A 20,796-nucleotide genomic window follows, 5' to 3' on the forward strand; every position below is an offset into this window, starting at 1 on the left:
CCAACCCGGCGGGTGCATCCATGGTATGTAGGCATGAGGCACCGTGCTTTCTTTTATGCCCAACGCGCCAGGAACGGTTCTGACGCTGAATCAGTTGCGTCTGCGCTACCCAGGAAGTGAGTCCTGGACGCTGGATGGATTGGATCTCAGCCTGAAATCGGGAGATCGCTTGGCACTTGTTGGGCCGTCTGGATGCGGGAAGAGCACAGTGGCGCGAGCTGCATTGCAGCTCTTACCTCCAGGGAGCTGCTGCAAAGGAGATCTACGTCTAAATGGTCAAGATCCACGCCAACTAAGTCGGTCTGCCTTGCGCGCCCTGCGCGGAGAAGCGGTTGGCCTGGTGTTTCAAGACCCGATGACTCGGCTCAATCCACTGATGACCGTGGGTGGACACCTCCTCGACACCTTCGCCGCGCACCGGCCGACCATGGGGCATCAAGAGCGGAAAGACCGCGCTGAAAGTCTGCTGGAACAGGTGGGAATCGGGGCCGAGCGCTTTTGGGCCTATCCCCACGAATTCAGTGGTGGCATGCGTCAGCGCTTAGCCATCGCACTGGCCATTGCACTCGCACCCCCCCTTGTTATCGCCGACGAACCAACCACCAGCCTGGATGTTGCGGTTGCGGGGCAGGTGATGGAGGTGCTGCGCACTCTCTGCGAAGAGCTTGGAAGCGCCCTCCTGCTCATCACCCATGACTTGGCCATGGCCAACCGCTGGTGTGAAGACATGGCGGTCTTGGACGGGGGCCGTCTTGTGGAACAAAACAGCAGCGATTTAGTACTGACCCACCCCCAATCTGAGATCGGCAAGCGGCTCGTCGCAGCCGCCAGGGCCAGGGAAGGAGGCAATACGCCGGATCAGCCTGACGGAACAGCAGTGCTGCAAGTGGAAGGATTGCGCTGTTGGCACAACCTCGGAGGACCGCCCTGGTCTCCCAACTGGCTGAAAGCGGTGGATGGCGTGAGCTTCACCTTGCAATCCGGCGAATCGTTGGGCGTGGTGGGTGGCTCTGGCTGTGGGAAAAGCACCCTTTGCCGAGCCTTGATGGGCCTCACCCCAATTCGCGGAGGCGAGGTTTGGCTCCAAACCCAAAACCTGCTCCAACTGCGTGGCAGTGCTGAACGACAAGCAAGACGCACCATTCAGATGGTGTTTCAAGACCCGCTGGCCTGCCTTAATCCAGCCCTCACCGTCGCCGACGCCATCGCAGACCCGCTGCTGATCCATGGGCTCGCCTCGCGGGCAGGCGCACGAGAACGGGCACGGGAGCTTCTGGAACTTGTGGGCCTTTCACCAGCGGATCATTTTCAAAATCGACTGCCCAAGCAACTGTCTGGTGGCCAGCAACAACGCGTCGCTATTGCTCGCGCTTTGGCCTTAGGCCCGCAGGTGCTGATCTGCGATGAGAGCGTGAGCATGCTCGATGCAGAGATCCAAGCTGAAGTCCTGGCCCTGCTGAGACGTCTGCAGCAAGACTTAGGCCTGGCGATGATTTTCGTGACCCATGACCTCTCGGTGGCGAGTGGCTTCTGCCATCGCGTGATCGTGCTGGATCGAGGCAAGGTTGTGGAAGAAGGTCCTGGAGATCAGTTGCTACGCCACCCAGAAGCTGCGATTACCCGAACATTGGTCGAAGCCTGCCCGCTGTTGCCAACCAGCAACCGATAAGAACAAGCGAGCATCTGCTTTGCGATGCCAAAAAGTTGTACTCCTTCGCCTTCATTTTCCAGCAGCTGAATTCGTTGTTCAAACGGTTAAATCCTCGTCATCGCCATACAAGACGCTCAATCAAAACAGCTTGAGCGCGAATGGTCAGCAAGACTTTGTCGGCCCGATGATGTCTAAGTTCCATCTTAATTTGACCGCCTTAACCCATTCATTGCCGCACAAAAACCATCCTCCAAATGAACGGTTTTTATATGCAAATAGAACAGGGATCAGAAAAGGCAAACAGCTATTTACACCATGAATACATTCAGACACAGGTTCTGCTCTTGGAGTCAGAACTTGGTTGGACTTCAGCGCTGAGATGACATTGTCCCCCCATACCAAGGGCCATGGAATCAACGAATGTCTTGCAAACCTCCATCTCCGGTGATCGGTGGTGGGAGGGGTTCACTGCTGCAATAACACTCACCAACACATCCACACAAGATCTTGAAAGCTGGAGCTATAGCTTCGACAGCCCTCACCTCATCAACACGGCTCCTTGGGGAGCCGAGATCAGCGCGGTTCTTCTCGACAACGGCCTAACGCGCTACACCGTGACGGGAAAAGACTGGGGAGAACGGATCCCAGCAGGAAAGTCGGTCACCATTGGATTCAATGGGACGCAAGGCACTGAGATAGGAAACGAAGGGGAGCTTTCTGCTGCATTGCTCTTCGGCACAGACAACGCGATATCAACGATCTCACCATCAAACGAAGAAAGCCCTGGGAATGCAGACGCCCCTTCGGAGCCGGTGGCTGAACCAATCGTTGAGACACCTCCGATGACACCTCCGATGACGTCACCGATGGAGTCGGCAATGACGCCAGCAATGGGAGAACACGGCTTGGGAGATCACGGGATGAACCATGACCACTCCATGCAGCAAGCGTCCGAAAGTGGGTTCACAGACATCAACATTTGGGGCTCTTTTCATGACTCCAATCACAACTCAGAGCACAACGAACTTGTCGGTGGACGAACTGCAATTACAACGGAAGCGTTATTGGCTTACAACGGCTTAAGGGACTTTGCAGGATTAGCCCCAGTTGATATCGAGGCCATTGGCGCATGGGCTTTTGAAAATAAGCTCACAAATAACAGCCAGGCCTGGGGTAACGATCTTCAAGGCGTTGGGCTTTGGTTTGCAATGCAGGGAGCCAAGGTGGGTTGGATCGCCGATGCGTCCTACGACCCACAAATCCTGGCCGACATTCAACGCACGGCCCGCCTAGGCAGCAGTGGCGACGTTATGCAGATGGTTGAACAGTTTGGCCATGAAGGGTTTGCTGATTATTTAACAACCAATCAACTCGAAGAACATTTCATCAACACCCTCAAGATGGAGCCGCATTATGGCGGCTGGATGCACGCCAGAACCCATGGATTTCTTAGCATCGAAGGCGTAGCCATTGCACACGATATTCATCATTTAACAGTTTTGGGATGGGATCAAAATGAACCCTTTATGAATGACACCTTTGACTGGCCTCAGTGGCCGGCCCTCGATGTCAGCGACAACACTGTGATCAACTATTACCAAGGCATTGTTGAGCTGGGAGATCCACTCTCAAAGAACCTAGAAAATCTTTCTGGAACCACACCACTGATTAGCTCAACCGATTCAAAGCCTTCACTTAACCCCTCACCCTCTGATCCCGGAACTGTGCAACCGGATCCTCTCACCGGCTCTCCCCTGGAGATTCAGGTGAGTGGTGATCTTTGGGAGGGTGGCTTCACCGTCTCGATGAACGTGACCAATCAAAGCAATCAATCATTGGACGATTGGGGGGTGAGTTTCATCAGCACTCATCAGTTTTACGGAGAATCCTGGGGGGTAGATGTCTCCACGCAAGAGCTTGGAGACGGCCTTTACCGCTACGAGCTCAAAGGTGCTGACTGGGCACAATCGCTTGCTGCAGGTCAAGCCATGACGGTGGGTTTCAATGCATTGAGTGGAGAGGAACTCAGCGGGGATGGATCTCTTACATCCGAACTGCTGATGGCCTCAGGAACGGAGCTGACGCTCCTCTAAATACATCGTTTCCGCAAAACGATCAGTAGTTTCTCCATCACCGATGGGACTGGGGCCTCAAACAACATCCGCTCTTTTGTGATCGGATGATCGAGGCCCAACTGAAAGGCATGCAGGGCTTGCCCAGGAAGTTCCACCGGCAGTTTCCTGCAGCGGCTGTAAGTGATATCCCCCACCACGGCGTGATTGATATGGGCGCAATGCACGCGGATCTGATGCGTTCGCCCCGTATCGAGCTTGAAGCGCAAAAGGGAGTAATCACCAAGTCGCTCCTGGAGGGTCCAGTGCGTGCGCGCATAGCGACCACTGTCATCACTCACCACTGCATATTTTTTGCGATCGACAGGATGACGTCCGATCGCGCCAATGATCGTTCCCGACTCTCCTTGTGGCACCCCGTGCACCACAGCCAGATACTCGCGTGACGCAATCCTCTGTTGGATCTGGGCCTGCAGACGAACCAACGCCTCCTGAGATTTCGCAACCACGATGCACCCCGTCGTGTCTTTATCGAGGCGATGGACGACTCCAGGCCTCAATTTGCCGCTGATCCCTGGCAAATCCTGGCAGTGATGCAGCAAACCATTCACCAGCGTTCCATCCTTGTTCCCAGGCGCAGGATGCACGGTCAGTCCGGCTGGCTTATTGATCACGATTAAGTGCTCGTCTTCAAACAGCACATCGAGATCCATCGGCTCAGGCTTGAGGTAGGGAAGCGGCTCTGGCGGTGGCATCCAAAGCTGGACCTGATCTCCGTTGCGCAAGGGGGTTTTAGCCTTCCCCGTCTTGCCATTCACCCGTACATATCCAGCATCAATGAACTTTTGGATCCGAGACCGACTTTGCTCAGACCGCTGACTCACCAGCCAGCGATCCAAACGCATCGGAAGTGGCTTGGGATACGTGAGGGTGACGAGATCCCCTTCCCCCTCTCCAAACCCATCTGTAAACACTTCCTCAGACAAGGGGGGGCGCACAAACCCTTGGTCTTGAGCGCTCAAGACTCCCCCTGTTCCGGTAATTCCAACGCAATCGAACCCAACAGCGAACGACGAAAATCATCGAGCAACCGCTGTGCCATCCGTGCCGTATCCCCAGAGGTGTGACGTTCGGCCGTGGCCTCCAGCCAGAACGCTGGATCAGCAGTGCTTCCCGCCACTGGCGTTCCATAACGCTGCTCCAGGGTCGACAACACAACCCCGGAGGCTTCACGCCCCTGGGCATCGATTAACAACTGCAAAAAAGCCTGGGCCACCAGCTCGCCGTCATAGGCAGCTTGTCCAATGTCATCGCACAGGGCGAGATGCAGCGCCGCCTTTTGATCGTCTAAGCGAGGGGGCAAAACGCCGGGGGCATCGAGCAAATCCAAGTCTTGGCCAAGCCGCACCCAACGCAAGGTGCGGGTGACCCCAGCCCGACGGGCACTCGCTACCACCTTTTTCTTCACCAGCCGATTGATCAAGGCCGACTTCCCCACATTGGGAAAGCCGAGGGTGAGGGCGCGCACGGCCCGCGGGCGCATCCCCCGATTCTTCCGCCTCTCGTTGAGTTGATTTCCAGCCCGGATCGCCGCCTGCTGCACCTGCTTCACCCCTGTACCAGCCTTGGCATCACACCAAACCGTGCGTTGCCCCTGCGCTTTAAACCACTGATCCCAGGCCTCCCATGCCGCAGTCGTGACCATGTCGCGTCGATTGATCACCAACAAATGCTGCTTCCCCTTCAACCAGCGGTTGAGATGGGGGTGTCCGGTGGCTAGGGGAATGCGAGCATCACGCACCTCAATCACCAGATCAACCTTGTCGAGGTTGCGCTTGAGCTGCTGTTCCGCCTTGGCTATGTGCCCCGGATACCACTGAATTGGAGGTGCGCTCACGGCACCACCAAAACAGGACAGGGAGCGAGCTGAATCACCCGCGTTGCCGTGCTGCCGCTTTCGGCTTCAAGATTCACGCCGCGGGTGCCCATCACAATCACGTCCACATTCAACTCGTCTGCCACATCGCAAATCACAAACGCTGGCATCCCCTCACGCTCCACCACATCACAGGTCACCCCAACCTGCTCAAAACGAGCTTTGGTTTCGGCCAATAAGGTTGCCACCACCTCATGGTCATGCATCTCAGGTCGCTCGGACTGAACGACAGACAACAGAATCAATTTGCTGTTGTGACTGCGTGCCAAGTCCAGGGCTTTGGTCGCCGCTTCAACAGCTTCTCGGCTCTGATCCAGCGGAAGCAAAACGGTTTCAAACATTGGGCCACCTCCGGTAGTACCCCTCTCTGTCCAGTGCTAGCGCGTAATCGGGTTAACCTCGCCCCGATTTCACACCTCACGACATAAACCACATGGCGAAGCGTTCCCTGGCCAAACTGAACACCAGCGACTTGAGCGGAAAACGCGTTCTTGTCCGGGTCGATTTCAACGTGCCTCTGAACGACGCCGGTGCCATCACAGACGACACCCGCATTCGTGCAGCCCTTCCAACGATCAATGACTTAATCGGCAAAGGCGCCAAAGTGATCTTGGCGGCTCACTTCGGCCGTCCGAAGGGTCAGGTCAATGACAAGATGCGCCTCACCCCAGTAGCTACTCGTTTAAGCGAGCTGCTCAGCAAGCCTGTGACTAAAACCGAAAGCTGCATCGGACCTGACGCCGAAGCCAAGGTGAACGCCATGGCCAACGGCGATGTGGTTCTGCTCGAGAACGTGCGCTTCTTTGCTGAAGAAGAAAAGAATGACGCCGACTTCGCCAAACAGCTTGCTGGCCTTGCTGACGTTTACGTCAACGATGCTTTTGGTGCTGCCCACCGCGCCCACGCATCCACGGAAGGCGTGACCAAGTTCCTCAAGCCATCCGTGGCTGGCTTCCTGATGGAGAAGGAACTTCAGTACCTCCAGGGTGCTGTGGATGAGCCCAAGCGTCCTCTTGCTGCGATTGTTGGCGGCTCCAAGGTGAGCAGCAAAATCGGCGTTCTCGAAGCCTTGATCGACAAGTGCGACAAGGTGCTGATCGGCGGAGGAATGATTTTCACCTTCTACAAAGCTCGCGGTCTGGCCGTTGGTAAGAGCCTCGTTGAAGAAGACAAACTCGAACTGGCCAAGGAATTGGAAGCCAAAGCAAAGGCCAAGGGCGTTGAGCTGCTGCTCCCCACCGATGTGTTGCTTGCCGACAACTTCGCTCCTGATGCCAACAGCCAAGTGGCAGACGTCACAGCCATTCCAGACGGCTGGATGGGACTCGACATCGGTCCTGATGCCATCAAGGTGTTCCAAGCTGCCCTGGCTGATTGCAAAACCGTGATCTGGAATGGCCCCATGGGCGTCTTCGAGTTCGACAAGTTCGCGGCTGGAACCAACGCCATTGCGACAACACTGGCTGAACTCAGCGGAAAAGGCTGCTGCACGATCATTGGCGGTGGCGATTCCGTTGCTGCTGTTGAGAAAGCAGGCCTGGCCGAGAAGATGTCTCACATCTCCACCGGTGGTGGAGCCAGCCTCGAGCTGCTGGAAGGCAAGGTGCTTCCAGGCGTCGCCGCACTGGACGACGCCGCTTGATTCAAGCCACAACACCAAACAGCTGATCGATCAGCTGAATTCAGGGCCGTTCCAATTGGAGCGGCCTTTTTTCTGTAATCGTCGCCGCTCTGGCCTAGGCGGAAGTCCCAGTCGCTGCCGTTCTGCCGTCATGGCAGCGCGTGCCTCCTTAAATAATTCCCGTCGGCCTTGGCGTTGCTCCTGCTTACACACCCGAAAGGCATCGATGGTGTTGGCCGATTGAATACATCGTTGCTTGGCTGCCAACAAAGCCTTCTGCTGGTCAAAACTGCTCAACTCCCAGCGGCGCCGTGCCTCAAAAAGCTGCTGCTTTTGCGCATCCGTAAGCGTTAATCGAGCCGCGCGCGACTTCATTGGAGACTCAGCCCATCCCGTAGCGGGGTGGAGAGCGGCGGCAGCAAACGCGGCACAAGGGATGACCAGATACCGCTTCCAATGCTTAGGCGTAACCATGCGAATCATTCACACAACGCACTCATCCTGAAAGCAAGATCCCGTCAAAATCTGACCCAAATGGGCATCAAGCATGACCGGATCTAACCAGGACGCTTGAGCATGCCGCTCCACTGCGATGCCTGGAAAAATGAATCAGCTGTCAACCACCCAGGAGCACACCAACTCTGAAACTCGCCAATGATCAACGTTCACCCCTGAATCCGCCTATAGCGGTGGCCATGGTGGGACTTGGCGCCCTGGGATTACCCATCGCCGTCAATCTGCGACGCGCCGGCTACTCGCTCAACGTGCACACCCGCAGCCGCTCAGCGGAATCGGCGGCAGAGCTTCTGGACGATCAAGGACCCACAGTGACCTCCAGCAGCTCCCCAAAAGAAGCGGTGAGCGGCTGTGCAGTCCTGCTGATTTGCGTCAGCGATGACACCGCAGTGCAAGACGTTCTCTGGGGAGACAGCGGAGCTGGCTATTCACTCAGACCAGGAAGCTTGGTGATCGATTGCTCCACGATCGCCCCAGCCACGGCAGCAGCGATGGCCAAGCGGCTATCGGAACGAAATGTGCACTACATCGATGCTCCTGTGACAGGCGGCACAGAAGGAGCCAAGGCAGGCACGCTCACCGTGCTCTGTGGTGGCAACACCATGGCGCTAGAGCAGGCCCATCCGCTACTGGAGGTCATCGGTGGATCAATCCATCACTTCGGGCCCGTTGGCAGTGGTCAACAGGTGAAAGCGGTGAACCAGGTCCTGGTAGCCGGAAGCTATGCCGCTGTTGCAGAAGCCATCGCTCTCGGGCAACATCTGCGACTCCCCATGGAGCACGTTGTGGCAGCACTGCTTGGTGGAGCTGCAGGATCTTGGGCCCTGCAACACCGTTCAGCCGCCATGCTTTCCGATCAATACCCGCTCGGCTTCAAACTCGCGCTCCATCACAAGGATCTGAAGATCGCGCTTGCCGCGGCCAAGGAACAGCAGTTGGAATTACCGCTGACCCAATTGGTTCTCGAACAAGAGTCGGAGCTCATGCAACAGGGACTGGGGAACGCCGATGTGTCCGCGTTGAGGCGCTGCTACCCAGCTCACCCCAGTTAAGGCTGGAGCTGACTTTTGTCATCCACAACTCGCACTTGCTTGCTCACACTCACCACACCTTCGGGATGTACCAACAAGGCAGCCCAGGTTTGGATGCCCGGCTTGAACGGAGCCTGAACAGACTTAAACAGGCCGCCCCCGCCGAGCGGCTGGAGCTGGATGTCTGGACTCTCTTGCCCCAACACCTGCTCAGGGGTAAGCGCAATCAAACCACCCGCCATCAGAGCATCACCCAAAGGCTTGTCGACCACCACATCCACGTCGTACCGAGTTCCGGTGAGCACGATGTCGGGGATGAGCAAGCTGATCGGAAGCGGCTCCTTGGCACTGGTCATAACCGATTGATCGCTAAGAATTTCCTGATTGGCAATCAGGCCACTCTCAGTGGTCACCGCGAGACGTTGATTGGCATAAAAGGAATAACTCAAGCCGTCCTGCTGGCGTCTCCCAGTAACAGAAATCTGCATGGTCGAGCGCCCATCTGATGTGGGCGTGCCGGGCCTCACCGACCAGTTCAGCTGAGGGAAACGGCTACTGAACAGGCGGTAACGCTCCTCCAGACCACCAAATTGCTCAGGCGTAAACAGAGCCTTCAACGCTGCAGCACTACCTTCCGACTGATTGAGGGCGACTTCCAAGCGCTTACTTAAATCAAACGGAGCCTGGGTCACAGCCCGACCCGACAAGGGGAGTGCAAGGGCGGAGCCAAGCAGCAATGACACCAACGAGGCACGGAGAGCCCTAGACATAAAGACAACCCCAGAGTCCATCTAAGTTAGGGCGCTCTTTCTTTTCCCGCTCGACCTCATGCCTCGGCTTCTTGTTGCTGCCAGCGGCACCGGAGGGCACTTGTTTCCAGCCCTCTCCGTTGCAGATGCTCTGCTGGAGCCATGGAGCGTGCGCTGGGTGGGCGTTCCCGACCGCCTGGAGACAAGCCTTGTTCCAGGCCGCTATCCCCTCACCACCGTCAAGGCTGGTGGATTGCAAGGTCGAGGACTGCGCAAACTCATCCAACTGATCCAATTGCTGGCAGCCAGCGGCAGCATCCGCCGCCTGATTCAACGGGAACGCATCGATGCCGTCTTCACGACAGGCGGATACATCGCTGCACCAGCAATCCTGGCGGCACGGTGGTGCGGCATCCCCGTAGTACTTCACGAATCCAATGCCATTCCTGGCCGGGTAACACGCTTGCTTGGCCGATTTTGCACCCGTGTTGCCGTGGGCCTTGAGGCTGCTGCACCGCGCATCCAAGGCTGCCGAGCGGTGGTGACCGGAACCCCTGTGCGGGCTGCTTTTCTCCAGCAACAATCCCTACCCACGTGGGTCCCTCAGGGCAGCGGACCCCTGCTTGTGGTGATCGGCGGAAGCCAAGGCGCTCTGGGGCTGAATCGGATGACGCGCGAGCTGTTTCCTTCCTTACTCAGTAGCGGCTGCCGCATCGTGCATCTCACCGGCAGCAATGATCCCGATGTGGGTTGCATCGAACACCCCTTGCTGGTGGAGCGACCGTTCAGCGATGAGATTCCGGCCTTGCTCCAACACGCCGACCTTGCCATCAGCAGAGCCGGTGCCGGCAGCCTGAGTGAACTGGCCGTTAGCGGAACACCCACCGTGCTGGTGCCCTTCCCCCAAGCGGCCGATCGCCATCAAGATGCCAATGCCGTATGTGCTGCAGCGGTTGCCGCTGCCGTGATCGTGCATCAACACGACCCCAGCGAGACGACTCTTCGCGACACGGTCTGGCGCCTGCTCGGATCAAAACTGCCAGGCGGCGATCCAGGCGCTAATCCACTGCCGGAGATGGGGCAAGCGATGCGGGAGCTTGGCGTGGAGGATGCGGATCAGAAACTGGTGACTCTGCTCGAAGGACTGCTGAACTGAATACGCCTGAGAGCGCGAAGGATGCGTTGATTCCCCCGCCGATCTTGCAGACCAATGCGCAGCCAACGCTCCCCCAACCCTGCGAAAGAACGGCAATCCCGAAGCAAAACGCCGTCGAGAGCTAGACGCTCCCGCAGCTCCAGCAAGGACTGCTCGCCTTGGATCAGCAGGTAATTGGCAGCTGAGGGATAGGCCTTTAATCCAGGGATGGCCTCAAGTTGTGCCCGAAACCACGTGCCTTCTTTTTGCACCCACTGCTGAACGCGCTGTTGCCATCGATGCAAGCCAACCGGGTCGTTCATCACAGCCACTCCAGCAGTAATCGCCAAACCATTCACCGGCCAGGGATCTCTCCATCCATGCCATCGATGCAAACGATCGGGAGCCGCAACGGCATAGCCCAGACGCAAACCCGCAATCGCAAACAATTTCGTGAGACTGCGAATCACCACGAGATTGGGATGATCTGTCACCAAGGGCAGTAACGACTGACCTTCACCCCCTGGCACCAGAGGAAGAAAGGCCTCATCACAGATCACCAGGGAGTATCGAGCCAACAAGGGTTCCAGTGAACAACGGCTCCAAAGCTGACCGGTGGGGTTGTGGGGATTGGTGATCCAAACCACATCGGTCGTCTGCTTCAAGGCGCTCAATGGAAAGGGTTGCGGCCAACAGTTGCTCCACTCCAAGGGCAAAGGCAACTTCTCCATCGCGCCACCCCAACAAGCCAAAGCTCGGGAATAGTCGGCAAATCCAGGCTGAAGCAGAACATTGAGACCAGCGGCGGTTGCATCGCGAGCCGCCCATGTGAACAACTCAGCTGCCCCATTCCCTCCAAGCACCTGATCAGGATCCACCCCATGCCATGACGCGATCGCAGAGCGCAAATCGGTCTGAGCGCGGTCGGGATAATCACGCAGAGGCTGGCCCTGAATGGCAGCGGCGAGCGCTCTACGCAGAGCGCGAGGGGGACGGAATGGCACCAACGAGGCGCTTGCATCCAGCACCTGAGAGGGTTGCATCCCCAGCCGACGGGCTTCCTGGCTGAGATTGCCTCCATGGGGAGGAAGGCGGTTGCTCACGCCGACTTGTGCTGGATGTACCCATCCTGCCCAGCCATCCTTCAAGCCGTGCTCGACGAAGACCGAGAAGCCCGATACAACGCAGTACAACCAAGCAAGCCCACGTGTTGAACCCGTCCCGCTTGATGCCCTTGCTTGGTTTATGGCTGATCGCCAGCCCCCTGCAAGCCGAGAGCGTGGATGACCTCATCAAAGTGCTCCAGGAGGGTGATTGCCGCAACTGCCGCCTGGCCGATGCCGACCTTGTGCATGCCGATTTGCGCGATGCCGACTTACGCGACGCTCGATTGCAGCGAGCCAATCTTGGAGAAGCCCAATTGGACGGGGCTGACTTACGCGGAGCCAATCTCAGCTTCACCAGCTTGCGCGGGGCTTCCCTCCGTGGCACCAATCTTGAAGGCAGCATCCTGCATGGCACCGACCTGCGATTTGCCGATCTCAGTGGCGCTCGCCTGAGCCCCAACGCTTTAGAAAAAGCGCATTGGCAAGGCGCCACGGGAATCAGCCGTGACATACGAAGCCACGCCTCGCTGCACAATGCTGGCGTAGAAGCTTCACAATCAGGACGGTGGCCTGAAGCCGAAAAACTCTTTGGCGCCGCAATCCTCAGATCCCCTCAAGAGCCATTGAGCTGGGTCGCGAGAGGCATCAGTCGTAGCGAATTAGCCAAGGACGATCTCGCTGCACAAGATTTCCGGTATGCAAGCGCACTATTTAAAAAGGGCGGCAATCAAGAAGTTGCCAATCAACTTCAAACAGTGGCTGAAATGGTTCAAACGCGTCGGACAAAAACTCAGAAAAAACCTGAAGGAAAAGGCTGGGGCGGGCAATTACTAGGGGGCGTTACTGCAACTGCTCAAGCTTTAGCCCCACTTGCGATAAAAGCACTGATCCCTCTCGGCATTGGCTTTTGAAAGAAGTGTTTTAGACAATCAAAAGGCATCGTTTGACATAAGCTGACGAGCAGCCGGAAGAGACGGCTGATATCCATAGCCATAATTTCCTCCTTGATCATCACTAATTATCTTAGGAGTAACTAGAACAACAAGCTCTCTCTTCGCCCGATCACGAGTCGACTCACGAAAAAATTGGCCTATCAGAGGAAGATCCCCTAAAATAGGCCACTTACGAACTTGCTGAGCATCACGATCTGAAATAACCCCCGTCAAAATAAGTGTTTGACCATCGCGGACCCTTAGAGACCCAGTATCAAGCCTACGCACACTTAAAATACTTCTAGGACCACAACCCTCAACATTTTGGGTTCCAGTAACAGCAGCAATTGTAGGAGAGAGGCTGAAACTAACAAACCCATTATCATCAATTTTAGACACACGCGCGCCAAACGTTAGACCAGCGGTTCCAAGAATAGGCTGACAAGAATTAGGCGCACCATTCTGCCCCGCACTAACGGAATAATTGACTGTTTCTTGGGTGCCTACAGTCACGAAAGACTCGTTCGCCTTGGAGCGACCTATTGTTGCGGTCTGCAATGCGGAGTTTCCAACGCTGGTAGCTACATCAGCACCCCCAGAAATCTCAACAGGGTTTTCACTTAAAATCAGGGTAGGAGAAGCTAAAGTCTTGGTACTATTGGATATAATAATAGACCGAATTAAATCTAACAAATTATCCTTAGGGAATACATTCCCAGGGTTGATTCGACTCGGAGTTGGGCTCGGGGGAATCAAGCGATCGGCAATTTGCGCGTCCCGCCCGGACACAATCTCCCTCTGAAACTTGCCACTTTCAGCCCCTCCCGCGATCGCATCGAAATTAGAATTATTAGGGGGGAGCAAATTACCAAAAGCCCCAACAAGCTCACCTCTATCACTTACGATAAAATTATTACCGTAGCGAAAAGCAAAACTATTTGAAATCGCGGAGTCATTATCCAAAGAGACATCCAAAATCCGCACCGATAAAGCAACCTGCCTTTGGCGCAAATCAATTTGTCTCAAATACCCCTCAGCAAGCTTCACCAAGAGTGAATCTCCGATCAAGGTAATCGTTTGAAGCCTTGAATCAGTTGTACCGATCAAACCGACCAAAGGGCCTTGACCTGAAGAATAAGAACGTATCTCAATCTGTTCTGAAGTATTGGAAATGCTATTACTCGCGTCGCCAGACGCCTCTTCAAGAATAGATGTGGTTTTCAAAGGGACGGGCTCTTGAATACTTGCACCCAAGCTCCCCAAATATTTTGCCGCCGAGACTGCTGAAGATTGATTGAGTCGATACACCTTCGACATCTGAGGGCCAAATGTATTAGCAGAAACTTTTGATCCCACCATGAGAGTGCGACCATCTAATTTTCCCTGCAGGCCAGAGGCAAGCAGAACTCCATTGAGAGCCCTCGCATAGGACTCGTTCTGAAAAGCAATCGAAACAGGTCGGCTAGGTAAAGCAACATCCTTACTGCCTCCATCCTGTTCACCAACAAACACGAAGCCATAGCCCCCTAAACGAGCCAAGGCCATCAACGCATCCTTGGCAGGCGCATTGTTCAGAGTGAGGGTGACCGGCGGCCCGCTCACATTCACATAACTGCGGTTCTGCATCACCATCGTCCCCACTGCCATATCACCGAGAGGAGGCGCAACGGCGCGCGGGCGCAGAGGAGGGGCGTACTGCGTTTGAGGGACACGCCCCGGTGTATTCAGATTGAGGCGTCCCGTTTGCAATGTGGGAGCAACAACCAAACCTGGAAACTTGAGAATTAGATCCCGACCATCGGCGCTCACCACAGGATCTTTCAAGGGCCGACCTGGACTTGGCTTCACCTTCAACGCATAGGAGCTGCCGCTACCAACCAGAGTGGCGGACTGAATTCCAATCACAGGATCCGAAAGCCGCACCTGACCATTGCGGACCCCCGGTGCCCCCTGGGTCTGCAAACTTCCCTCCCAAACTTGGCCGTTCAGGCGCTGCTGCAGAAATGGCTGATCGCCAACTCCTTCAATAACAAGTTCCACGCCTTCATTGCCACGACGCAAACTCAAGTTCATGGAGCCCTGGCTCTGAGCTCTGATCGCCCCAGCACCTCCAAGCCCAAACATCACGTCACATTCAGCCAATGCAAGGCTGCCAATCAACGCCAATGGAATCAGCCGGGAGGGTCTCGAGGGCATTCCCACGCCTGATTCACAAACACTATGGGCGGATGGTATCGAGCGAAACCCTTAGGAGCCAGCCCTAAAACACAGCATTGAATTGATTCAGGATGGCGCCCTGACCTTGGACTGAGGCGCGGATTCCAGGGATTCTTTCGCGTCCTGATCCCCATCAGTTGTCTTGTCAAAAAAACTCAGCTTGAGCTTGAGCTCGGTCAACGGTGGCCCCTCAGGGGCCCCGTCAGCATTGGTCTCTAACGGAACTGCCTTGAGCTCAAGATCACTGGGCTGAACCAGGAGTTCCAGTGTCTCCATGGCACGCAAGAACTGCAGCACCCCTACATAAGGTCCACGCACCTGCAGCAGCACCGCCGTTTTCTCATACCCCTTCAAATCAGAAGGAGCACCATCCTCAGCTCCAGCATCCCCTTTTTGATTGTCTTGTCGGGGAGAATCAGTCACAACAGGCGCATCTGGGACGGGTTCATAGCGTTCAATCAACACACCGCTCTCAGCCGCGGTACGACTCAGCTGGGTGAGGAAGGTCTCGATCTCGCCGCGACCCGCCACCAAATTCACCACCAGAGCTTGCTGTTGTTCCGCCAACACAAGCTTTTGTTGCTCTTGCTTAACCCGAGCAGCAATCAAGGAAAGTGACTGCTGCTGACCTTTGAGCTCAGAGATCCGACGCGTCCGTTCCGCTGATGCCAACCAATGGGGGAGTCCAAAAGTTGCAAACAGCCCGGCACCTATTAAGACACCCATAAGCAATGGGGCACCAACCAACACCCGTTGCCGCGTTACATACTTTTGCCATGGGCTACCACTACCACTCAGGTTCGTCACAAGCTGACCCCACGTTCCTCAAGTAGTTGATATCGATACGCCAAGCCGACGGCCCCCAACTCCTGAAGTTGAATCAGAGATAGGCGAATCTTTGGATTCAGAGCCCACTCCACGCTGAAAGTCACAGCAGGAGCATCCCCGTCCTCTCTCATGATCTTCATCACCTTGACACCTTGTTGCCGAGTGATGGGCAGTTGAGAAAGTGAGAGCACAAGGGCATTGATGCGTTCGAGAGGCCCTGGATTATTTCCAATCTGTACCCGGCCTAGCAATTTAATTTGCGTCTCACCAACCAACAGCTCCTCCAATTGAATGCCCTCAGGTGTGATGCGTCTGAGCTGCTCCAACAGAGGAGATCCACCGCGGAAAGCCACAAGCTGTTGCGCGAAAACATCGGTTTTCTTATTCACCGAGGCGGTTTTACCCCTCAGCAGCCGCAACTGCGCTTCTGCAGCAGTGACGCGTTGTGCGACCGGCTCAAGCAACTCCAACTGCCGCTGTTGCTGCTGCCCCCTCCAGCTCAAAACTGCGGTAATCGCTACAGTAAGCAGAAGAAAAGCTCCACCCAGCAACGCACCTCGCCTCAGCAGAAAGCGGGTAGGAGCAAAAGGGACGGGTTGAGCAGACAGCCCCAACTCGATGCGCCGCTCCCGGAGCAGATCAACTGGGGCCCCTGCGCGTCCCCTCATGATCTGCTCTCCGCAGGAGGAGCCTTCAAGGCCAACTGAAGCAGTGACATCTCACCATCTGAAACAAGCGGGCCATGGAGACCAGCACCATGACCTTCCTTCCATCGTCCTTTCCAGCTCGGTCCAGCTGTAATCCACCAGCTGCGCATTGCATCCACCTGCCCTTGTTTCTGGTCCCATGCATCGAGAAGGAACAGCACCTCATCTCTGACAGACGGGAGCTGCGTGGCTTGCAACACAACATCAAATTCAGGCAGGCCCTCGCACAACAACACAAGACGCCAGATCCCTTCAGACTCAATCAGCCAAGCCCACTCTCCCTCCAGGGGTTCGTTGAGAGTCTGCAGTGCTCGCCATGCAGCAACCAAAAGCCACTCCGCTTGGCAGAGATTGAGATCTGCTGACGCCACCGTGTCGATCCAGGCCTGCAGGATCAACCGATCAGCTCCCACCACCATCGCCATATCCCTGTCTTTCAACGAAGTCCAAGCGACATAGGACTCTTGCCATTGCAACGGCCAGGTCATCTCGGGTGCAAGCGCTCGCAGGGAGGTGGCATCACCCAGACCAGCTGCACCCTCCAGCAGTCGCCAATTACATGTCGGCAAAGGCAGCAACAGTTCCAACTCCACACACACAGAGGCAATACCCTGTTCGATCAGCAGATCCGCAACCATCTCAGCCAGAACCTCCCGTTGGAGCGGCACCCCTCCCTGACAAAGGCCCGGAGGAAGCTCGGTATTAATGATGTACTGCTGCCCCTGATCCCACCACGCCAAACTCAGGACACGATCAGAAGCAGCAAGAACCACGCGCCGCCGAGTGACCAAGCCAGTGATCTGACCCAGCAAGCCATCCAGGGCCGGGAAGCGATCGCGCAGATCAGCCAGCTCCAAGTTCTATTCCTCGATGCGTCATGAAGGATGTGCAGAAAGCGTATCGACTACTTCCAGGGCGCGCCGCTTCCGATCGCCTCACTTAGATGGCGAAAGCCATGGAGATCGAGCTGGCTGATCAAACCCTCAAGGATGCGTGGAACCAAATCAGGACCTTCATAAATCCAACCGGTGTAGAGCTGCACGAGGGACGCGCCAGCAGCCATGCGTTCCCAGGCCGCCTCGGCTGATGAGATTCCCCCAACTCCTATCAACGGCAAAGCCGGCCCAGCGCTGGCACGCAGTCGCCGAATCACTTCCACAGCGCGGTAGCGCAAGGGATCACCACTCAGCCCACCAGCTTCTTCCGCAAGGCTTCGGCCGGTCTGCGCGATCAGCCGCTGTCCCAAACCCAGTCGATCAAGACTGGTATTGACAGCGATGACACCAGCCAAACCTTCCTCGTAAGCCAATCGAGCGATGCCATCAATGGCATCGTCCTCAAGATCAGGTGCGATCTTCACTAGAAGTGGTGGGCAAGCTGGCAACCGTCGCAGCCGCTCGACCAAGCGACGCAATTGAGTTGAATCCTGCAGATCTCGCAAGCCTGGAGTATTGGGAGAACTCACATTGATCACGGCATAGTCAGCCCAAGGAGCAAGACATTCCAAGGAAGCGGCGTAGTCATCAGGGGCCTGCTCCAAAGGAGTGAGTTTCGACTTCCCGAAATTGATGCCAAGCACAGCCGGACGATGGCCTGGCGCTGGCAACGCTTGCCGCTCAAGGGTCCGTTGCATCGCCTCTGCACCGTTATTGTTGAAACCCATACGGTTCAGGGCAGCCCGTTCAGCAGCGAGCCGAAACAGGCGGGGTCTGGGGTTACCGGGTTGACCATGCCAAGTAACGGTGCCCACTTCAGCAAATCCGAACCCAAAGCAATCCCACACCCCAGCCGCAACACCGTTTTTATCGAACCCCGCAGCCAAACCCACGGGATTGCTGAATCGACAACCAAACAGAACTTGCTCCAGCCGCAGATCCTGACGCTGAAGCTCCGTGGCAACGCCCTCCAATACGGATGAGATGCCAGGCCAACGGCGGCGCAGGCTTACCTGTGCGAGGGCCTGCAAAGCCGTCTGGCTGAGCTGTTCTGCATCCACCCCCTCATCACGGGCCAATTGCGGTCCCAACCATCGCCGATAAAAACCGGCGGTGGACAACACCCCGGGGGATGACGCATCAGCCATCTGGGCTCCTAGGTCTCTGTCGATCCTGCCGGGTCGCGTCGCAACCGCCAGCGATCATTCTCCACAGGCTCCACCATCCAGTCACGCCAACGCCAAGAACCTTGACGTTCTGACAAACGATTGAGGGGTTGTTCCACCAACTGAGCCAACTCAACAGCCGTTAACGCATACCCTCCGGAAGCCAAGCGATCAGCGAGTTCCATTCGTGTGAGCAACTTCTGCAAAGACACAGGTGCTGAATCCACCAAGGGCTGAGGTGGGGCCGCTGAAGGTGAAGCTAAAGATGGGGGTGTTTGCTTTCGTCCTTTGGAATAAGCCACTGCAATTTGATCCACCCTGTCGTTGTCAGGGTCTCCGCTGTGACCTTTGACATAGCTGAGGGGCACCTCAGCAAGCCGAGCCTGATCAAGCGCCTGCCAAAGATCCTGGTTGAGCACTGGCTTTCCTGCTGCAGTGCGCCAGCCCTTGCGCTTCCAACCAGCCATCCAACTGCCGAGTCCGTCGATGAGGTATTTGCTGTCGGTACGCAGAGTGAGATTCGGATGAAGTGGCAATTCAGCCAAGCGTTGCAAGGTGGCAAGCGCAGCCTGTAACTCCATGCGGTTATTGGTTGTAGCCGGATCCGCACCACCAAATTCCTCCACGCTTCCGTCTTCAAAGCGAATCAACGCACCCCAGCCGCCCGGGCCTGGATTGCCGCTGCAAGCACCATCCGTCGCTGCTGCCACGACGCGACCACGTCCATCAGGTTCCTCAGCCATTGATTCCACCACCGGATATTCGGTACAACAGGTCATTGTTCTCCAATTTGGAGCCCCCGTTAATGCGGCGAACCTACCTCCGGCGGCTCCTTCTGACCGGAACAGCACTGATGTTGGGGGCTAGTTTCTCTGCGCTGCCAGGGTGGACCCGTTCGTTGTTTGACAGCAAACCACTCAAGCAAGACCAGTTTGCGATCCTGGCCAGGGCCGTTGGCCGTGACGGTTGGAAGCTATTGGTCCTTGAGCAGATCAAAGCCCGTCCTCTTTGTTGGAAAGATCAAGCTGATGGACTGGTTGAGCCCTCGCTAAACGGTTTTGATTTCACAGGGATATGCAGCCGATATCTCGACAGCAATGGGTATTCACTGCGTACGGCCGGAGAAGACACACAAAAATCCGTTCGCTTACGCCTTCGGCAAGGGCGCAACGGGCTTGAGCTTCACGCTCTGGACCCCAACCGCAGTACTGCAGTCGTGGTGGCCAAGGCGAGACAAGCCAAACGCAACAAAGATTCTTTCGTCAAGCTCAAACTGGAACCGGGCTGGCAACTTGAGCGTCGGGCCTATCAAGGAAGAACCCTGAGCCACGTGTATTTCGCCCACAACGAATCGTTGAATCAATTGAGAGCGAAGGCTTCAAAGCGTCCAAGCCGTTTGCTTCGGATGTCGACAGTGGCCCAGGCACCAAGGGCACCAAGGTCCCCATCCAGTTATTCCGGTAAGGGGCCCATCCGCCTCGAAGTGATTCCATTCCGCCCATGAACGAAGCTTCAAGGACAGTTGGATGAGCGACAACTGCTATCACCCCAACCAAGCAATTCTGCCTATGTTCATGACGTGAGGAGTGCTTTACGCCTCTTTCAGGGTCGAAACAAGGAAAGACTCCTGAATGAGTTCTTCTTAAAAGACCTTGCCTTTGGCAGGGTTTTTTATTGTCGAAAAGCCGCGGCCATTAAGCCATAAAAAAGCCGGTTCAGAGAACCGGCAGAGAGGATTGAATGGGTAGAGACCTGTTTTTTAGAAGCAGGGGCTCCAACAGATCACTTGATTGTGACCTTGCCACCCACTTCTTCGATGGCCTTTTTCAAGGCTTCAGCGTCGTCTTTGGAGACGCCTTCCTTGATGGCCTTTGGAGCAGCCTCGACCATCGCCTTGGCATCACCCAGGCCGAGACCTGTGGCTTCGCGAACAGCCTTGAGCACTTTGATCTTGGCGGCAGCATCAAAGCTTTCCAGCACAACATCAAATTCGGTCTTCTCTTCAGCCGCATCACCACCACCAGCAGCGCCAGGGGCAGCCATCACTACACCAGCAGATGCAGCAGCGGACACACCAAAAGCATCCTCAATTTGCTTGACAAGCTCGGAAGCCTCAAGCAATGAGAGTGATTTCAGTGATTCAAGAATTTCGTCGGTTTTTGCAGACATGATTGGGAATCAGCAACAGATCAGG

20 protein-coding genes are annotated in these 20,796 nt (G+C 56.0%); 7 read left to right on the forward strand and 13 right to left on the reverse strand.

The features are described 5' to 3' along the window. The first annotated feature begins 55 nt into the window (after positions 1-55). Together SYNC_RS12425 and SYNC_RS12430 are read left to right on the forward strand one after the other, a co-directional pair. Positions 56-1,669, forward strand: a complete 1,614-nt coding sequence (locus tag SYNC_RS12425) for an ABC transporter ATP-binding protein (RefSeq protein WP_011620595.1) — start codon at positions 56-58, stop codon at positions 1,667-1,669. A gap of 389 nt (positions 1,670-2,058) precedes the next feature. Beyond that, the gene (locus tag SYNC_RS12430; RefSeq protein ID WP_041426771.1) at positions 2,059-3,744 is read left to right on the forward strand and encodes a cellulose binding domain-containing protein; all 1,686 of its coding nucleotides are present in this window, start codon (positions 2,059-2,061) and stop codon (positions 3,742-3,744) included. On the opposite strand, the gene SYNC_RS12435 is transcribed toward SYNC_RS12430, so the two are convergent. The 3 genes from SYNC_RS12435 to SYNC_RS12445 are packed head-to-tail and all read right to left on the reverse strand — an operon-like array spanning position 3,741 to position 6,000. Beyond that, positions 3,741-4,745 (reverse strand): RluA family pseudouridine synthase, encoded by a 1,005-nt coding sequence (locus tag SYNC_RS12435; RefSeq protein ID WP_041426772.1) that lies wholly within the window; start codon positions 4,743-4,745, stop codon positions 3,741-3,743. The genes SYNC_RS12430 and SYNC_RS12435 overlap by 4 nt on opposite strands. Then, complete coding sequence (gene ylqF / locus SYNC_RS12440; protein WP_011620599.1) at positions 4,742-5,620, reverse strand: ribosome biogenesis GTPase YlqF; 879 nt, start codon at positions 5,618-5,620, stop codon at positions 4,742-4,744. Before ylqF ends, SYNC_RS12435 begins: the two co-directional genes overlap by 4 nt. Next, a complete protein-coding gene (locus SYNC_RS12445) occupies positions 5,617-6,000 on the reverse strand; it encodes a universal stress protein (RefSeq protein WP_011620600.1) in 384 nt (127 codons plus the stop codon). The genes ylqF and SYNC_RS12445 overlap by 4 nt, the downstream gene beginning before the upstream one ends. A 92-nt stretch (positions 6,001-6,092) precedes the next feature. Between SYNC_RS12445 and pgk the strand changes: the two genes are divergently transcribed. After that, positions 6,093-7,301, forward strand: a complete 1,209-nt coding sequence (gene pgk, locus SYNC_RS12450) for a phosphoglycerate kinase (protein ID WP_011620601.1) — start codon at positions 6,093-6,095, stop codon at positions 7,299-7,301. 30 nt (positions 7,302-7,331) lie between these two features. On the opposite strand, the gene SYNC_RS12455 is transcribed toward pgk, so the two are convergent. Continuing rightward, the gene (locus SYNC_RS12455) at positions 7,332-7,754 is read right to left on the reverse strand and encodes a hypothetical protein (protein ID WP_011620602.1); all 423 of its coding nucleotides are present in this window, start codon (positions 7,752-7,754) and stop codon (positions 7,332-7,334) included. Between the two features lie 221 nt (positions 7,755-7,975). On the opposite strand from SYNC_RS12455, the gene SYNC_RS12460 reads away from it, so the two are divergent. Beyond that, positions 7,976-8,848: an NAD(P)-dependent oxidoreductase gene (locus SYNC_RS12460; protein ID WP_049750366.1), complete on the forward strand. Its 873-nt coding sequence runs from the start codon at positions 7,976-7,978 to the stop codon at positions 8,846-8,848. On the opposite strand, the gene SYNC_RS12465 is transcribed toward SYNC_RS12460, so the two are convergent. After that, positions 8,845-9,597, reverse strand: a complete 753-nt coding sequence (locus SYNC_RS12465) for a hypothetical protein (protein ID WP_011620605.1) — start codon at positions 9,595-9,597, stop codon at positions 8,845-8,847. The two genes, SYNC_RS12460 and SYNC_RS12465, sit on opposite strands and share 4 nt — an antisense overlap. A 58-nt stretch (positions 9,598-9,655) precedes the next feature. Between SYNC_RS12465 and SYNC_RS12470 the strand changes: the two genes are divergently transcribed. After that, entirely contained in the window at positions 9,656-10,732 is a 1,077-nt protein-coding gene (locus tag SYNC_RS12470) for a glycosyltransferase (protein WP_011620606.1), read from the forward strand. Here the strand turns inward: SYNC_RS12470 and SYNC_RS12475 are convergent. Beyond that, positions 10,693-11,814 carry a histidinol-phosphate transaminase gene (locus SYNC_RS12475; RefSeq protein ID WP_011620607.1) on the reverse strand — a complete coding sequence of 374 codons (1,122 nt, stop codon included), beginning with the start codon at positions 11,812-11,814 and terminating at the stop codon, positions 10,693-10,695. The genes SYNC_RS12470 and SYNC_RS12475 overlap by 40 nt on opposite strands. 125 nt (positions 11,815-11,939) lie before the next feature. Here SYNC_RS12475 and SYNC_RS12480 point away from each other — a divergent pair, with 125 nt between their 5' ends. After that, positions 11,940-12,728: a pentapeptide repeat-containing protein gene (locus SYNC_RS12480; protein ID WP_041426774.1), complete on the forward strand. Its 789-nt coding sequence runs from the start codon at positions 11,940-11,942 to the stop codon at positions 12,726-12,728. An 18-nt stretch (positions 12,729-12,746) separates the two neighbouring features. Here the strand turns inward: SYNC_RS12480 and SYNC_RS12485 are convergent, their stop codons facing one another. The 6 genes from SYNC_RS12485 to SYNC_RS12510 all read right to left on the reverse strand — a co-directional run bounded on the left by SYNC_RS12485 (position 12,747) and on the right by SYNC_RS12510 (position 19,345). Next, positions 12,747-14,822, reverse strand: coding sequence for a type II secretion system protein GspD (locus SYNC_RS12485; protein ID WP_237699230.1), 2,076 nt, complete (start codon positions 14,820-14,822; stop codon positions 12,747-12,749). A 210-nt stretch (positions 14,823-15,032) separates the two neighbouring features. Then, positions 15,033-15,773: a hypothetical protein gene (locus SYNC_RS12490; RefSeq protein WP_011620610.1), complete on the reverse strand. Its 741-nt coding sequence runs from the start codon at positions 15,771-15,773 to the stop codon at positions 15,033-15,035. Beyond that, on the reverse strand, positions 15,770-16,462 hold the full coding sequence (locus SYNC_RS12495) for a pilus protein (RefSeq protein ID WP_011620611.1): 693 nt from the start codon (positions 16,460-16,462) through the stop codon (positions 15,770-15,772). Before SYNC_RS12495 ends, SYNC_RS12490 begins: the two co-directional genes overlap by 4 nt. After that, a complete protein-coding gene (locus tag SYNC_RS12500) occupies positions 16,459-17,358 on the reverse strand; it encodes a hypothetical protein (RefSeq protein ID WP_041426775.1) in 900 nt (299 codons plus the stop codon). Before SYNC_RS12500 ends, SYNC_RS12495 begins: the two co-directional genes overlap by 4 nt. 47 nt (positions 17,359-17,405) lie before the next feature. Beyond that, a complete protein-coding gene (locus SYNC_RS12505; RefSeq protein WP_011620613.1) occupies positions 17,406-18,584 on the reverse strand; it encodes a quinone-dependent dihydroorotate dehydrogenase in 1,179 nt (392 codons plus the stop codon). An 8-nt stretch (positions 18,585-18,592) separates the two neighbouring features. Beyond that, entirely contained in the window at positions 18,593-19,345 is a 753-nt protein-coding gene (locus SYNC_RS12510) for a ribonuclease H (RefSeq protein WP_011620614.1), read from the reverse strand. 62 nt (positions 19,346-19,407) lie between these two features. On the opposite strand from SYNC_RS12510, the gene SYNC_RS12515 reads away from it, so the two are divergent. Then, a complete protein-coding gene (locus SYNC_RS12515) occupies positions 19,408-20,106 on the forward strand; it encodes a DUF3747 domain-containing protein (protein WP_041427140.1) in 699 nt (232 codons plus the stop codon). A 278-nt stretch (positions 20,107-20,384) separates the two neighbouring features. On the opposite strand, the gene rplL is transcribed toward SYNC_RS12515, so the two are convergent. After that, positions 20,385-20,771 (reverse strand): 50S ribosomal protein L7/L12, encoded by a 387-nt coding sequence (gene rplL / locus SYNC_RS12520; RefSeq protein WP_011620616.1) that lies wholly within the window; start codon positions 20,769-20,771, stop codon positions 20,385-20,387. Positions 20,772-20,796 lie beyond the last annotated feature (25 nt).

This window comes from Synechococcus sp. CC9311 (genome assembly GCF_000014585.1).
Lineage (GTDB): Bacteria > Cyanobacteriota > Cyanobacteriia > PCC-6307 > Cyanobiaceae > Synechococcus_C.